The organism is Pedobacter sp. GW821-FHT01D05 (assembly GCF_059422505.1).
The window spans coordinates 1,724,118-1,738,932 of record NZ_JBWKXA010000001.1; the positions used below are offsets into that span (position 1 = coordinate 1,724,118).

General features: G+C 40.4%; 12 protein-coding genes and 1 pseudogene. 9 read left to right on the forward strand and 4 right to left on the reverse strand.

Annotation, left to right across the window (positions count from 1 at the left end; genetic code table 11):
* Positions 1–436: 436 nt before the first annotated feature.
* Together AC07VK_RS07030 and AC07VK_RS07035 are read right to left on the reverse strand one after the other, a co-directional pair.
* Positions 437–940, reverse strand: coding sequence for a hypothetical protein (locus tag AC07VK_RS07030; RefSeq protein WP_492952096.1), 504 nt, complete (start codon positions 938–940; stop codon positions 437–439).
* Positions 941–951: 11 nt separating this feature from the next.
* On the reverse strand, positions 952–2,151 hold the full coding sequence (locus AC07VK_RS07035) for a hypothetical protein (protein WP_492959283.1): 1,200 nt from the start codon (positions 2,149–2,151) through the stop codon (positions 952–954).
* A 321-nt stretch (positions 2,152–2,472) separates the two neighbouring features.
* On the opposite strand from AC07VK_RS07035, the gene AC07VK_RS07040 reads away from it, so the two are divergent.
* Complete coding sequence (locus tag AC07VK_RS07040; RefSeq protein WP_492952094.1) at positions 2,473–2,610, forward strand: hypothetical protein; 138 nt, start codon at positions 2,473–2,475, stop codon at positions 2,608–2,610.
* A 64-nt stretch (positions 2,611–2,674) separates the two neighbouring features.
* Here AC07VK_RS07040 and AC07VK_RS07045 read toward each other — a convergent pair whose 3' ends face one another.
* Positions 2,675–4,087, reverse strand: coding sequence for an aminotransferase-like domain-containing protein (locus tag AC07VK_RS07045; protein ID WP_492959285.1), 1,413 nt, complete (start codon positions 4,085–4,087; stop codon positions 2,675–2,677).
* A 91-nt stretch (positions 4,088–4,178) separates the two neighbouring features.
* Between AC07VK_RS07045 and AC07VK_RS07050 the strand changes: the two genes are divergently transcribed.
* The 8 genes and pseudogenes from AC07VK_RS07050 to AC07VK_RS07085 all read left to right on the forward strand — a co-directional run bounded on the left by AC07VK_RS07050 (position 4,179) and on the right by AC07VK_RS07085 (position 12,751).
* Complete coding sequence (locus tag AC07VK_RS07050; protein ID WP_492959287.1) at positions 4,179–5,069, forward strand: DMT family transporter; 891 nt, start codon at positions 4,179–4,181, stop codon at positions 5,067–5,069.
* A 29-nt stretch (positions 5,070–5,098) separates the two neighbouring features.
* A complete protein-coding gene (locus AC07VK_RS07055; RefSeq protein WP_492959289.1) occupies positions 5,099–5,728 on the forward strand; it encodes an FMN-binding negative transcriptional regulator in 630 nt (209 codons plus the stop codon).
* Positions 5,712–6,218, forward strand: coding sequence for a GNAT family N-acetyltransferase (locus AC07VK_RS07060; RefSeq protein WP_492959291.1), 507 nt, complete (start codon positions 5,712–5,714; stop codon positions 6,216–6,218). Before AC07VK_RS07055 ends, AC07VK_RS07060 begins: the two co-directional genes overlap by 17 nt.
* 228 nt (positions 6,219–6,446) lie before the next feature.
* Positions 6,447–6,629 (forward strand): annotated as a pseudogene (locus AC07VK_RS07065) (alpha/beta hydrolase); the annotation flags it as partial.
* Between the two features lie 522 nt (positions 6,630–7,151).
* Positions 7,152–10,058 carry a hypothetical protein gene (locus tag AC07VK_RS07070; protein ID WP_492959293.1) on the forward strand — a complete coding sequence of 969 codons (2,907 nt, stop codon included), beginning with the start codon at positions 7,152–7,154 and terminating at the stop codon, positions 10,056–10,058.
* Between the two features lie 23 nt (positions 10,059–10,081).
* Entirely contained in the window at positions 10,082–10,774 is a 693-nt protein-coding gene (locus tag AC07VK_RS07075) for a hypothetical protein (RefSeq protein ID WP_492959295.1), read from the forward strand.
* Between the two features lie 33 nt (positions 10,775–10,807).
* Positions 10,808–11,752, forward strand: a complete 945-nt coding sequence (locus AC07VK_RS07080; protein WP_492959296.1) for a T9SS type B sorting domain-containing protein — start codon at positions 10,808–10,810, stop codon at positions 11,750–11,752.
* 18 nt (positions 11,753–11,770) lie between these two features.
* Positions 11,771–12,751: a PorP/SprF family type IX secretion system membrane protein gene (locus tag AC07VK_RS07085; protein ID WP_492959298.1), complete on the forward strand. Its 981-nt coding sequence runs from the start codon at positions 11,771–11,773 to the stop codon at positions 12,749–12,751.
* 46 nt (positions 12,752–12,797) lie between these two features.
* Here the strand turns inward: AC07VK_RS07085 and AC07VK_RS07090 are convergent, their stop codons facing one another.
* A complete protein-coding gene (locus AC07VK_RS07090; protein WP_492959300.1) occupies positions 12,798–14,678 on the reverse strand; it encodes a gamma-glutamyltransferase family protein in 1,881 nt (626 codons plus the stop codon).
* Positions 14,679–14,815 lie beyond the last annotated feature (137 nt).

Consider the following 14,815-nt stretch of genomic DNA (forward strand, 5'->3'; position numbering starts at 1 on the left):
CTGACACCACAATTAAAAACAATCTAAGAGATTTCTCCATTTCACTGCGTTCCAGTCGAAATGACGATCGATTTTGGAATCAATCAATTGTAGTAGAGAGGAAGGGAGGAAAGATTTATCCGTGTGCAGTCAGATGTTACCATCTGACTATCGACCATTAAAAAAGGGAATAGCTAGAATATATGTTTTTAGTGTCAGTTGGGAACAACTGACACCACAATTAAAAACAATCTAAGAGATTTCTCCATTTCACTGCGTTCCAGTCGAAATGACGATCGATTTTGGGATCAATCAATCCATGTGCAGTCAGATGTTACCATCTGACTGTCGACCATTAAAAAAGGGAATAGCTAGAATAGTTTTTAGTGTCAGTTGGAAACAACTGACACCACAATTAGCCTTGATATCTTAATGATCTGCAAGACGCTAACGAAAATCACTTATTAAAGTAGCCCTTAATTACCGAGAAAACATAAATCAAAATTACCCAGCCTGCTATTACAAATTTTGGCCATGCAATAAAATCTGTTCGCCAAAATTCGGCCAGATTTCCTGGGTGATGGAAACTGTGTAATAGCCTTATATTCTCAATAATATCCAGCAATCCAATCAAGAATGCCAGCAATAAATTAAGCCGCAGCAATTCATTTAGCCAATTTGTTTTTTCTCTTTGCATTTGCGCGTTGGATAACGTCATAATAAGCACTACGTAGATCAAAATAAACATAAAATCGAGGTGTGTATTCTTTTGGGCTACGTTTAAAAGGGTTTGGTCGCCATAAAGCGTATCACTCCAAAGTGCAACAATTTCTACTCCTGTATCTTTATTGGCGAGCTCTAAGTTGATCATTCCTTTTCCACTGAAGCGCTGCAGGATATTTCCTTGAAAGGCCATCACACCACAAACGATGATAAATACTAAAATCAATATCTTTTTCATTTCTGGCCTCCTTACTGTTGTTTTACAACTTCTACAACTGCACTTCCTTGTTTATTTGGGTTGTTAATACAATGAATAAAGGCTGCTGCTGTTTTTTTGAAATGTTTGGGCAATGGATGCAATTCATCGGTCCAACCATTTTTGCCAACAGATCCTCTTGAATCGATATGGAATACCCGATTCTCACCTAACATTTCACTAAAAATGCGACCGATATCAATCATCATTTCGTTAAAGAGGTATATCATGGCATAAACAATTTTGCGCTGATCTTCGGGATCGTAAATACCCCTCAGCTGCAAGGGCGTTTTTAACCATCCTCCGTGGCCGAGAAAGGTTCTGGCAAACAGCCGATACCATTTGAGTGGATTATATCCTGCTATCTTTTTATCGCTTGGTATGGCGTAATCGTAACCTTGGGTAATAATCTGTATGCCGGGGAACTTACCATTTTCGCCCTCACCTCCAGTGAGAATCCCATTTATAATGAAATAATATTGGAGCTGAAAAAAGGCCAGCAAAGCATAAAAATCTTTGGATATGAACTGGGTACCACGTTTAAAATCTTCTGGTTTATCGGGTGGATTAGCAGCGTTTTGATAGAGGTATTTCGCAAATGCACTATTTTCAAATTCGTTAGAGTCTCCTTTATGTGTAACCATAGCTGCTATTCTCCGGTTTCCAACCAGATCGTTTCCGCCCCCGCTAATGATAAATACATCAGGCTGCAGTATAGAAAGCTGCTCAACATATTTTTTGGCACTAAGCATATTCATCAGCCAATCACCACCAGAAGCCAGACTATAAACGGCCATATTCTCTTCCATAGAAACCCAGTCGATCACATCACTTAAAAGAATCGGATAGTTAAACCACGAATCGCCCTCAACTACCACTACCCTGTTTTTAAGACCGTTGTGTTTGGCCATATGTTTCCGGAAATTATTTTTTACCTTTTTTATAAAACGGCTATTGCGCTGACTGTTTTTTAATGCATCTACTTTAGCCATAACAGGCGCTAATGCAGCTATTTTTCGTACTTGCTCCAGATTAAGATCGTAGATATGCTGAATAATTTCAGAAAGATCAAACTCATTAATTTCAGGCCTCAGTTCAATAAGTTCGCTAACCGAGATATTGTTATTGAGCAGTTTGCCAATCAGACATTTCTTTATAGCAGGATCCATTACTTTTCGATCGGTGTATATCATTTTCTTTTTATTAAAATATATGTTTAGCAAGAGACATACTGATATAATAGTTAATCAATCAGAAAACACTGTATTCCATTGGAAACTAATTAGGTAACTGTTGTAAATATGTAAATATAACATAACGCCATAGGGATTCCAATACCGATTATTGGATATACTTACTAAGTGTAGTTAAAAATAAATATTGCACCGAATAGGTTAAGGTTTAAAATATCTTCCTTAACATTTAGGCAACAGTAAACTTACATTAAAGGATTACCTTCGCTCACACAAAACCAGCCTTTCTATGTTTCAATAAATAGATTAAAGCGGTACAACATGGAGAACGAAATACAGTCTGACAGGGATATCCAGTGCGAGTTCCTGAATATTTTTAAATTTATATGGGCAGCTTGCGGAATAGTGCCTTTAGGCGAAACGCCAAGCACTCCTGAGTCAGACAATGTAAACCTTTAATCAAGCGCAGTATATCGGCATTAAGCTATAACTGCCCATAACTTCAGCCGAGACCATTATTCGGTTACATCATTTTTGCCAGATTACCCAATTGTTTCAGTTTAAATTTAAGCTCATTAGACCATGGAAGGCCGATACAGAGGCGGATACAGTTCTGATATTGATCTTGCAGCGTAAACATCGGGCCTGGGGCAATGCTGATTTTTTGTTTCATGGCCAGTTCATACAGTTTTATGGCATCAACTTCTTTGCTAAATTCTATCCATATAGCCAGTCCACCTTGCGGCCGGGTTGTTTTAGTACCTTCAGGAAAATATTCTGTAACCGCATCGATATAATGCTGATAGTTGTACTGTAAGGTGCGACGGAGTTGATGCAAATGGCGATCATACCGACCGGTTTTTAGAAAATTGCCGACGGCCTCATGAATAAGAGAAGTTGAAGCAAGGGCATGTACCAGCTTTAGCTTAAGTAGCTTTTCTTTATACTTTCCGGGAGCTACCCAACCTACACGGTATCCTGGCGCCAAGGTTTTCGAAACTGCACTACACCACAGTACATTACCTTCTGTATCAAATGATTTACAGCATCTTGGTCGTTGCGTACCGAAATAGAGATCGCCATAAATATCATCTTCAATAAGCGGAATATTATTTGCTGCCAAAAGCTGAACAACTTCTTTTTTATGCGCATCGGGCATGCAACTACCTAACGGCGTATTAAAATTGGGAATCAACAGGCAAATATCAATTTTCGATACCACTTTCCTAAGTGCATCTATCTCAATGCCCGTAACAGGATGCGTGGGCAATTCGAGTACTTTTAAGCCTAAACTGATTACCAGTTGAAGAATTCCGGGATAACAGGGACTTTCTATGGCCACAGTATCGCCTGGTTTGCCCAAAGCCATCAGGCAAAAAGACAATGCATTCACTCCCCCGGCAGTAGTAATCAGATCATCTTCATGAAGGTTTCCTCCCCAGCCCAGCGATCGTACTGCAACCATTCTGCGTAATTTAACATTGCCCTGAAGTGGTTCATACGCCGCTCCCCCTTCTTTAAGGGCCCGTGTAGCATAAAGTATCTCCTTTTTGAGTTTTGCCAATGGTAACAGGCTTCCTGATGGGACACCAATTGAAAAAAGGGTTAAATCATCCCGGCCAATGCTAGAATACACCTGCGTACTCAGTTCGCTCGGCTCATGATGATTTGCAATTAGTGAGGGTTTACTAACTGCAGGCAGCGGAAGCCGGTCTACCCTGCTGTTGCTTACAAAGAAACCCGATTGTGGCTTAGCTTCAACCAACGATTGTGCTTCCAGTTCCAAAAACACACGTTTTGCCGTATTCATGCCTACTGCATATTCTTTGCAGAGCATTCGAACAGAGGGAAGTTTATCTCCCGATCGCAGAATACCATCCCTAATTTGTGTGGCAATTCCGCTTGCTATTTCATTGTACCTGTAAACTTTCTCCATAATCAACAAACTGTATCCATACAAATATACAAAACTGATACTGTATTTATCGCTTTGAGCTTTGCACCTTTGATTTAAGAAATGAAAAGACATGAAAGAAACAGGAACTGAACTAAACAAAGCGCATATTTCGAGTGGCTGGCTTAATGGGTTTATCGCCGTACTGATCTTTAGCGGCTCTATGCCAGCCACAAGGTTAGCGGTTATGGATATGAGCCCTATTTTTGTAACCGTTGCCCGTGCCACTATTGCTGCAGTGCTCGCAATGGGAGTATTAATTACATTTAGAGAGAAACGACCATCAAGCAAACATTTAATCTCGCTGGTCATTGTAGCGCTGGGTGTGGTAATCGGCTTTCCATTGTTAAGTGCGCTTGCTTTGCAACACATTACCTCGGCACATTCTTTGGTATTTTTAGGCCTTTTGCCCATGGTTACAGCCGCTTTCGCAGTTTTACGTGGAGGCGAACGTCCTAAACCCGTATTCTGGTTTTTCTCAATTACAGGCAGCCTTCTGGTAATTGGCTACGCCATTTATCAGGGAGTTAATGCCGAACCAACCGGTGATATTTTAATGTTACTGGCAATTGTACTATGTGGGCTTGGTTATGCAGAAGGTGCAAAATTATCTAAAACATTGGGTGGTTGGCAGGTAATCTCCTGGGCACTTGTACTCTCGCTCCCACTCATGTTACCCTTAATGTTCATTTACCAACCAGCTTCATTTGCTGAGGTGGGTACGGCTGCCTGGCTGAGTCTGGCCTATATCTCGCTCTTTAGCATGTTCATCGGATTTATTTTCTGGTATAGAGGGCTTGCACAAGGTGGAACTGCAGCAGTTGGACAACTCCAGCTTCTACAGCCCTTTTTTGGATTGGCCCTTGCAACGATCCTACTCCATGAAAAAGTAACTATGGGTATGCTAGCCATTACAATGGGCGTAATCCTTTGCGTTGCAGGCTCAAAAAAATTCGCTAAATAACCATATTTGACCCTTCAAAATCTAATAAAATGTTAACATCCAATAGTTTTAAGTTTGATGACCAAAGTGAGCAAATTGCCTTTATGAAGCGATATAGCTTTGCCACGATTATTACCAGCTACAATAATTTACCCATAGCCACTCAGTTACCTTTTGTTGTAAACGAGGTAAATGGAAAGGTCTTAATTAGCGGTCACTTTGCGCAAGCCAATGAGCAGGTAAAATACATTGAGCAGTATACATCACTTATTATATTCACTGAGCCACATGCTTATATCTCTCCCAGCCATTACGAAAAACACGAAAGTGTACCCACATGGGATTATATTAGCATACATGCTTATGGTAAGGCCACTATTATTAGCGATGAAAAAGCTAAAGAACAAGCATTGAAAGAAATGATTCTCTATTACGAAAAGGAATATCTTATACAATGGGATAGTCTTTCAGAAAAATTTAAACAGGGTATGATGCGCGGAATTGTAGCTTTCGAACTGGAAGTAAGCAATTTACGGGGAACGAAAAAATTAAGCCAGAACAAATCGGAGCAGGAACGTAAAAATATTGTAACGCATCTAGAAAACAGCAACAATGCTGTTGAAAGGGAGCTCGCACCATTCATTAAAAACCTAAGCCATAACCATGCAGATAGAAAATAGCACAATACATGATATAGCAGAAATCTTCCGCTTATATGAAATCGCAACGGATTTCCAGAAAACGAAATATAACGTTCATTGGCCCAAGTTTGAACTTTCGTTAATCGAAACAGAGATTAGGGAAAAAAGGCAATGGAAAATAATTATTAACGGACAGATAGCCTGTATATGGGCAACTACTTTTAGCGATCCTCAGATATGGGAAGAAAAGAACCTCGACCCAGCTATTTACATTCACCGCATTGCTACAAATCCCGATTTCAGGGGGCAAAACCTGGTGGGTGCAATCATAAACTGGGCAAAACAATATGCGAAAGAAAACGGCAAACGCTTTGTTAGATTAGATACTGTTGGTGAAAACAAGGGACTGATTCAACATTACCAAAAATTTGGATTCGATTTTTTGGGACTATATGAACTCAGCAACACCGATCAGCTTCCTGCACACTATCATCATAAGCCAGTTAGCTTATTCGAGATGCCAATTTAATGCTGAATATAATATCATGCTCAAAAACCTTCAATTTGATAAAAGGTTTTTTAGCTTGTATTGCACGGTCAAGTAAATAATAAATTAGCCTCTTAGTGTATACACTCCAATAAAAAGCGGAAAGGATTTTCCTGAATTCCATTGGGGTATATAAAGGTTTTCGTGATTATTTATGCATACATCGAAATACCGATTGCCCAATGATCTGATTATTGTAGTCATGATAAAGTTGTACCTGTTGCTAATACGCTAAACGACTATCAGGCACTTAAAAAAAACGGGGTAAAGGCCGAAATGCATATCTACGCTGCCGGAGGCAATGGTTTTGATTTAAAAAACGCAACGAGAACCGATAAATGGCTTGAACAGTGCATGGCATGGATGACTGAAATGAAAATCAAAACACCATAAGGTACCTTCTACTGTTCAACGGTAGTTTTAAAATGGGGATCAATAGACTTATAGCTTTTAAGTCATAAGGTCGATATTTCCATGCCGATCAAATTATTTTATAAAAAAAATCATTTTTTCTTATCTGAATGCTGTTTATTATACTTTAGACTCAAAAAACAGCATAATTAATTGAGTTAAAATAAGTTGTCTAATAAAAAAATTAAATGACCAGAAAGAAAATAATCAATTTTCAACCTAAGCCGTATAAGTAGAAATACAGCTGATTAAATTTATGCAAAAGATGCATTTAAACGGCTTTAGACTGCATTAAAAATTAATATTAGGGGCATTTTTTAGTGCATTTTTTTAATTACTTTCGACCAAAAGAACCAAACAAACTGACACATTCGAACTACACAATAAATCAAACCTACTCTACATAGGTAAGTGATTTGTTATGCTAAAATTTATTAAAAGTGCTCAGCTTTTAATGAATTGTTAGATCCATGTTAAGCTACATATGGTTCCAACAAGTTATTTATGATTAAGGCTTTTCTGCTGTTTTTATTTAACGGGTTACTGGGATTAATATTGCTCTGCTCAGCAAATATTGCATTTGCACGCCATGAAATTAAAACCGTAATAAACGCAAGCTTTAACAATTTACCAATCGCTGTTCCTTTAAAAGCCAGCGCAATAACCATAAAAAAAATACCTGCAAGCAGTTACTCTAAACATTATATTGCTCCTGCCCCATGGCAATATTGGAGTAAGGCCAATGAAATTGTTATTACATCAGATATTGGAACTGTTACCGGAACAATATATAAAAGCGATGGTACTGTTGTTACAACTTTTAGCTGCGTTCAAGGAACGCCTTTTGTTTATCGCTTTACCGGACTACCTAAAGATGCACCCGAGCATGAATTAAATAAGGTACTGAGCGGGGCCGGATTAATAGTAGAGGCTACCGGATCTATTTCTGTGAATTTAAGAAATGTAGCATCAGATAATTTGGGAACTGATGGCACGGATACAGATATTAAGGGTAACGCCTCTCTTTTTAGCTTTGGTGATGCGGCAATTGGAACGTCCTTTCGCGTAGGTTATTATCGGGACGGTGATCTTGCGGGTAATGCTCATCCACCGATCTACAGCATTATGGCCATCGAAAATAATACGATTGTTAAAATAGCTGGTGTAGCAAAGGCAACATTAAATGCCGGACAAAGTTATTTATTCAATGCCCCAATGGGAACCTTGGTAGAATCGTCGGGATCGGCGGTAATGAATACCGCTGCAGATCTGGATGCTCCCGGAGGCTGTGGAGACGGAGCTTATAATCCAATTCCGCCAATTGCCTCCTTAGGTAGAGAATATGTAGTGGTTAGAGGTGAGGGTAATACAACTGCAGAGCAAACTACTGTAATTGCAACAGAGGCAAACACCAGCTTTACAGTAATACATTTTGATCAAAATGGTGTTCAAAAAGGCACCACAACCTACAACTTGGCACAAGCGGGAGATAAGCAAACCTTTAATCATGGCTATCTGAGTAGCCCATATGACCCCGCAACTAATACGGGAAGATACTCTTCGACCTGGATTTCAGCAACAAAAAATATTGAAGTTTTTTCAGGCACAGCCGGTGCTTCTGGTGGCGCAGGTTGTGAAGTAGATGTGGCTACCTTAGTCCCAATATCCAGTTGCTCAGGATCAAAGCGAGTTGAAACCTCAAAGTTTACTGCTTATGTTCAAACTACTAACCTCGATTACTTTGGCTATATCATTACCAGTAGCGCCGATAGAATTTATCTTAATGCAAATGGCACTCCGCTTTACAATAATACAGATATAGAAACTATAGCAGGTATAGGTACTCGTAAATCCTTAGGTAGTACGGGCTTATCTCTAATTAGTTTTACACGTGCTAATATTGGATCGCCAAGTACAATTATAATAACAAGTTCCAGCAGGCTTACTGTTTCTATGGTACAGCAAAGTAATGCTTTTTCGATGTCTAACTTCATTTCACGTTTTCCCGAAAAGGGCGCTCAGCCTGTAGTATCACAAACCAACTGTGCATCGGCAACACTTACAGCAACCCCAAATGCTTCCAATTATCAATGGTACCTTAACGAAGTTCCGATAAGTGGTGCAAATACCAATACTTATGTGGCTAGTAGCTCCGGCAATTATTCGGTTAGTTATAGTTTAGATTGTGGGCTGAGTGCACCTTCTCTCCCAATAAAGGTTTCACTTTGTAATATCGACCGCGCCATTACCAAAACAGTTGATATCGCTTATCCGGAGTTAAACAGCAATGTAGTATTTACGCTTAAGGCTGAAAATTTAGGCGATGGCAATGCAGTTGGTATATCGGTTACAGATCTGCTTCCCAGCGGTTATACTTATGTATCGAGCATAGCGCCATCGGGCACAAGTTACGATCCTATTTCGGGTATATGGACTATTGGCGATATGGCCAGTAATGCCGGTATCTCCCTAAGCATCACCGCAAAAGTTGTAGCAACAGGAACTAATATTAACACCGCAACGATTACTGGCTCACAGCCTGATCAGGTAAGCACTAACGATCAGAGCTCGGCCAGTACCATAACTGGCTCTAATGATAGAGAAGTATGTGTAGGAACAGCTATGAACAATATTATTATCAATATCCCATCAGGCTCAAACGGTATTCAAGTTACAGGTTTACCAGCCGGGATAACTTACACCAATAGTTCATCTCCTAAAAAAGTTACCATTTCAGGCACGCCAACTACCGCAGGCCCACCAAAAACTTATACCGTTTCTAATACTACTGGAACTCCATTCACTACAACAGGCTCAATAACGGTAAATGGAAATGTAAGTACTCCTGCTTTTAACACTGGATTAACCGATAAACGCTGTGCTGGTACCGGAACTGATACCTATGTTGCGGCGGCAACAAATGCCACAAGCATAGTTTATTCCATTTTACCATTATCGGCAGGTATTATTGATGCAAACAGTGGAAAAGTAACCTGGGATAATACATTCGCAGGAACAGCAACTATAACAGCTACAGCAAAGGGCTGCGCGGAGAAAACAGCCGATTTTATTGTAATCGTAAACGGGCTTCCAAATTTAACATTGGGTGCCGAACCTGAAATCTGTCAGGGTTTTACCACATCATCACTCCCTTATACCAACGCTTTAAACAGTCCAACAACGTATAGTATTACCTGGAATACGCCAGGTTTTGATCCAGTTAGCAATCAAACTTTGCCAGCGGGAAATATTCCGCTTAACGTTCCAGTCAATGCTGCATTGGGTATCCATTCCGGTGTATTGACCATTAAAAATTCGGCAGGTTGCAGTACTCAAATTAATTTCAACATTAAAATAAATCCAAAGCCATCAGCACCGCATGTGTTGGTGCAAACTAATTCACAATATTAATCAAACAAAAAAAAATCGTCCCCATGAACAATTCAATTACAAAAGCAATTTTAGCAATTACATTCCTGTTAATCTGCACATTTTCAACAGTATCAGCTCAGGTACTACCAACTACAAGCGGCGTTAGTCTTTTTTGCAAAGGATCGGATCTTACTTTACCTGCTGCCCCAGCTGGAGAAGACTGGATTGTTAAATACAGTGCAACGCAAACTACTACGCCAAGCACAGGTGTTACTTTAGCTTCGGGAAACAAAATCGCAGCGGCCGATTTAAACACAGGCTATTATTATTTAAGTTCTAAATCAACCACGCCTGGCTCCTGCGAATCTGAATTACAGGAAATTCCGGTATATGTGCTTAAACCTTTGGTTGTTGATTTTACACCAGCTAACTTTTGTCTAGAAAGTCCATTGGCCCAGGTTGGTGCTGTGACTAATCCTGAAGATCCAACAATTACATCATTGGCATATCAGTGGTATACGGTAACCGGAGGAGTAGAAACGGCTATTTCAGGTGCTACAGCAAAAGATTATACACCATCGGCTCCAGCAACTGTTGGAACAAAAACACATCGGTTAAAAGTGGGTTATGTAATTAATGGCAATAAATATTGTCCACAGTGGGCAGATCATGATGTTACGGTAACCGCTAAACCTGTAAAACCAACCATTACTCCAGGAACCATCACCGGAACGGCAACAGCAGTTACTTTCTAGGCTGATTTAGTTTTTCTGATGATTGTTGTATAAATGAAGCTAAGGATATCCTCCTTTCTGGCTTTGGCTTTGCTCTTGTTTTTTATTCAAACAGCGATGGGCCATATTGCTCCCTATGGGCGGCAGACCATTACGATCAGACAAGGGTCGTCGGTGGTTTTGCGTGCAAATTCGGCAGGGGCTGCTATGTACATATGGTACAAGGATGATGTATTGGTAAACGGCCAGAACAAAGCAACACTTATCACCGCCACGGCCGGCATTTATAAAGTAGCTACAGTAAATCAATTTGGTTGTACATCCGATATCTCTGATGAAATAGAGGTTCTGGTATTGCCGCAGCTCATGGCGGATGTAGCCATAACCAAGCGATCAGAATCAAAGATTGTAGTGGGCGACCAGGTTTTTGACTATTATTTAAATGTTAGAAATAATGGTACAGATGATGCCACCCAGCTCATGATTAAAGATGCGCTGCCTGACAACCTCTCTTTAGAAAACCTGGCCCAACCAACAGATGGAGTAGCGAGCTACGATCAGCTAAACCGAACCATTAACTGGAATATTCCCTTACTGGCCAATGGCAAGTTTGCAGAATTGGTAATTAAAGTAAGATCTAAACAATCGGGAATGGTGACCAATACCGCTACTGTAACCGCAACAGAATTTGATCCTAACCTGGCCAATAATACATCAACTGATAAAAAAGAGATTTCAGGTTTAAGAATACCAAATGTTTTCACGCCTAATGGGGATGGCAAGAACGACACTTTTTATATTGAACGCCTGGAATCTTTTGAATCGAACGAGGTAACGATCATTAATCGCTGGGGAAGCACGGTTTATCAATCCAATCATTATCAGAACGACTGGACTGCTCCGGGACTAGCAGATGGAACTTACTTTTATGTGGTTAAAGTTAGAAACGGATCAGCAAACTGGCAAGATTACAAAGGTTATGTAACCGTAATTAGGTAAATAAAACAAAATACAGACATGAACATTTTGAAGAGGATACTTCTTGTTTTGATCATTACGATACCATCCTTTAAGGTATTTGCGCAGCAAGATGCCCAGTTTGGGCAATATGTTTTTAATAATATGTACATCAATCCTGCATATGCGGGTTATAAGGAAGAGCTTTACCTACAGGCTTTTGCGAGAGCCCAATGGACTGGTGTTCGGGGAGCACCACAAACGCTTTCTATATCTGCCGACGAAGCGATAAACGACGAAAGTTTAGGCCTGGGTATGATTGTAACCAAGGATAAAATAGGTGCACAAAATACGTTAAATGCATCGGCAAACTTCGCTTATAGGATAAAACTCGATCGCACCGAAACAAACATCCTTGCTTTTGGTTTAGGCGTAGGTGTAATTCAGACCTCCTTAAACGGCAATTTGTTAGATCCTATCGAAATGGGCGATATCCGCATCCCCAATGGATCAATAAGCCAGACCATGCCCGATATACGCGCAGGTATCCATTATTCAAATGAAAAGTTTTTTATCGGTTTTTCGGCAAATAACCTCTTGTCAAAAACCTTATCTGTATTTGACGATTACAATTCTTTAAACGTAAAAATTCAGCCTCATTTTTACTTGAGTGCAGGGGTCGCCTTACCAATAAATGATGATTTCGTTTTTAAACCAACCTTTTTAATTAAAGACGATTTACACGGGCCAACTTCATTAGATTTAAATGCCTTTTTACTGGTAAAAGAGCGTTTCTGGATTGGTACGGTGTATCGCACTTCGGTGAAAATTTATCCTAAAGAGAACCTGCAGCGCGGATTAACCAGTAGAGCGGCAGTTGGTTTCATCAGCGAATTGTTTATAAGATCTAACCTGCGTATTGGTTATGGTTATGATTACAGCCTCAATAAACTGAGCAATTATGATTATGGCTCGCATGAAATTTCAGTTGGCTATTATATCGAAACCAAAAAGAGCCGAAGGCCAAAGTGTTATTTTTAGGTGTTAATCAAAAAATGCAATACTGGTCATTCATCGAATCAATGTATTACCATGCAATACCATAATCTTCACCATGGTTACTTGAGCCACCTTGCAAACTATTGTGCTTCCAATCAAAATAAATGGCATTTATTGGGCCACTGGTCCGTTCTGAAAAACTGAGTGTATAACCCATTTTTTTTAGTTCATTGCGCACCTCCTCTTTTGTATTGGTGTTTAATAAAATCTGACCAGGTTTTGGTGCTCTGTCGCTTGTTTTAGTACCACCCAGCGAAAGCCAAAGCTGATTGGTATTAAAGTTAGCGGCTTCAGTTGCCCTTTGCACGTTCATACCAAACTCAGCCATGTTTAAAAAGAACTGCAGCAGATTCTGATCCTGGGTATCTCCGCCCTGAACTGCAGCGGATACAAATGGTTTACCATCTTTGATAAATAATGAAGGCGACAGGGTTACCCTTGGGCGTTTTCCCGGTGCAACAACATTGAAGGGGTTTAAAGTAGAATCGAGCACAAAACTTTGCATCCGCTGGCTCATCCCAATACCGGTATTACCGGCAATACAGGCTGGAAGCCATCCGCCACTTGGGGTAACTGATACCACCCAACCAGCTTTATCTGCGGCTTCTATCGATGTCGTTCCCCGCCATAAACGGTCTTCATAAATTTCTTTTGGCATATTGTTACCTAGGTCGTGCTTCGGCGCAAAGTTACGCTTGGTTGTATCGGGGTTAAAGCCTCTGCTTTTTAACAGATTTAAATAAGGGTTTTTCTTGCCTTCGTATGGGTAAGGATCGCCAGGGCCAGTGTTCGCATCATTTTTATCAGGCTGAATAAGCGAGGCCCTTTGTTTTGCATAATCTTTACTTAACAGACCTTTTATCGGTTCAGCAGGACTTTGATTAGGATCGCCATAATAAAAATCGCGGTCGGCAAAAGAAAGGTTCATCGCCTGATAAACAGTATGGATGTATTTTGAGCTATTGTAGCCCATCGCTTTCAGGTCGAAATTTTCTAATATATTCAAAGCTTGCAGTAAAACAGGGCCTTGAGTCCACTGTTTTAATTTGTATACTTTAATGCCTTTATAATCAGTGCTTAGTGCTTCTTCTTCAACTGGTTTCCATTTAGCAAGATCATCCATGGTAATCAATCCACCTTGTTCCTTACTCCCACGTACAAATTCCTTCGCAATGTCTCCTTTATAGAAACGGTCGTAAGCGGCCATTAATGCTTCTTGCCTCGAACTACCTTTTTTTAGTGCAGCTTGCTCTGCTTCAACCATTTTGGTTAGGGTGGCCAACAGGTCTTTTTGAATAAAAATCTCACCTGCTTCTGGCGCCTCACGTTTTTCGCCCAAATGTGGCAACAGCACTTTTTTACTGTAAGGCCAGGTTTTAATCAATTCTTTATCGCGCTCCATACTGTTTGCCGCCTGTGCTTCTATGGCATAACCCGCAGCCATGTGCATGGCAGGTGCCAGAACCTGCCCCAGGCTCATGCTACCATATTTACTCAGCATATAAATCAGTCCGCCGGGTGTACCTGGCGTGGTTGCGGCCAAAGGGCCGTATTCTGGCGGAAAACTATAACCTTTAGCTTTAAAAAAGGCAACAGTTGCTCCAGTTGGGGCAACACCCATTGCATTAATCGCGATCACCTTTTTTGTATTCGGATTGTAAATTAGCGCCTGTGTTTCTCCCCCCCAGCTTAAAGTATCCCACATGGTGCAAGTAGCAGCCAACATGGCACATGCCGCATCAACTGCATTTCCACCCTGCTGAAAGATTATCGAGCCTGCTGTTGCTGCCATAGGCTTTCCGGTGATGGCCATCCAGCTGTTGCCATAAAGCATTGGCTTTTGTGTTTGCTGCGCAAATAAAGGGCGAAGAGAGAGTGATAATAACAGGAACAGGGCTAAATTTTTCATAGTTCCAATATAACTAAAATATGTACTATAGCAGTCCGGCGTCTGCACAACAACCCTTAATTCGGGGAATAAAACAAGCTTGTTACAAATTTAAACAGTACCCAAGCAGCTTTCCGCAGTGCACATTGTTAGCTTTT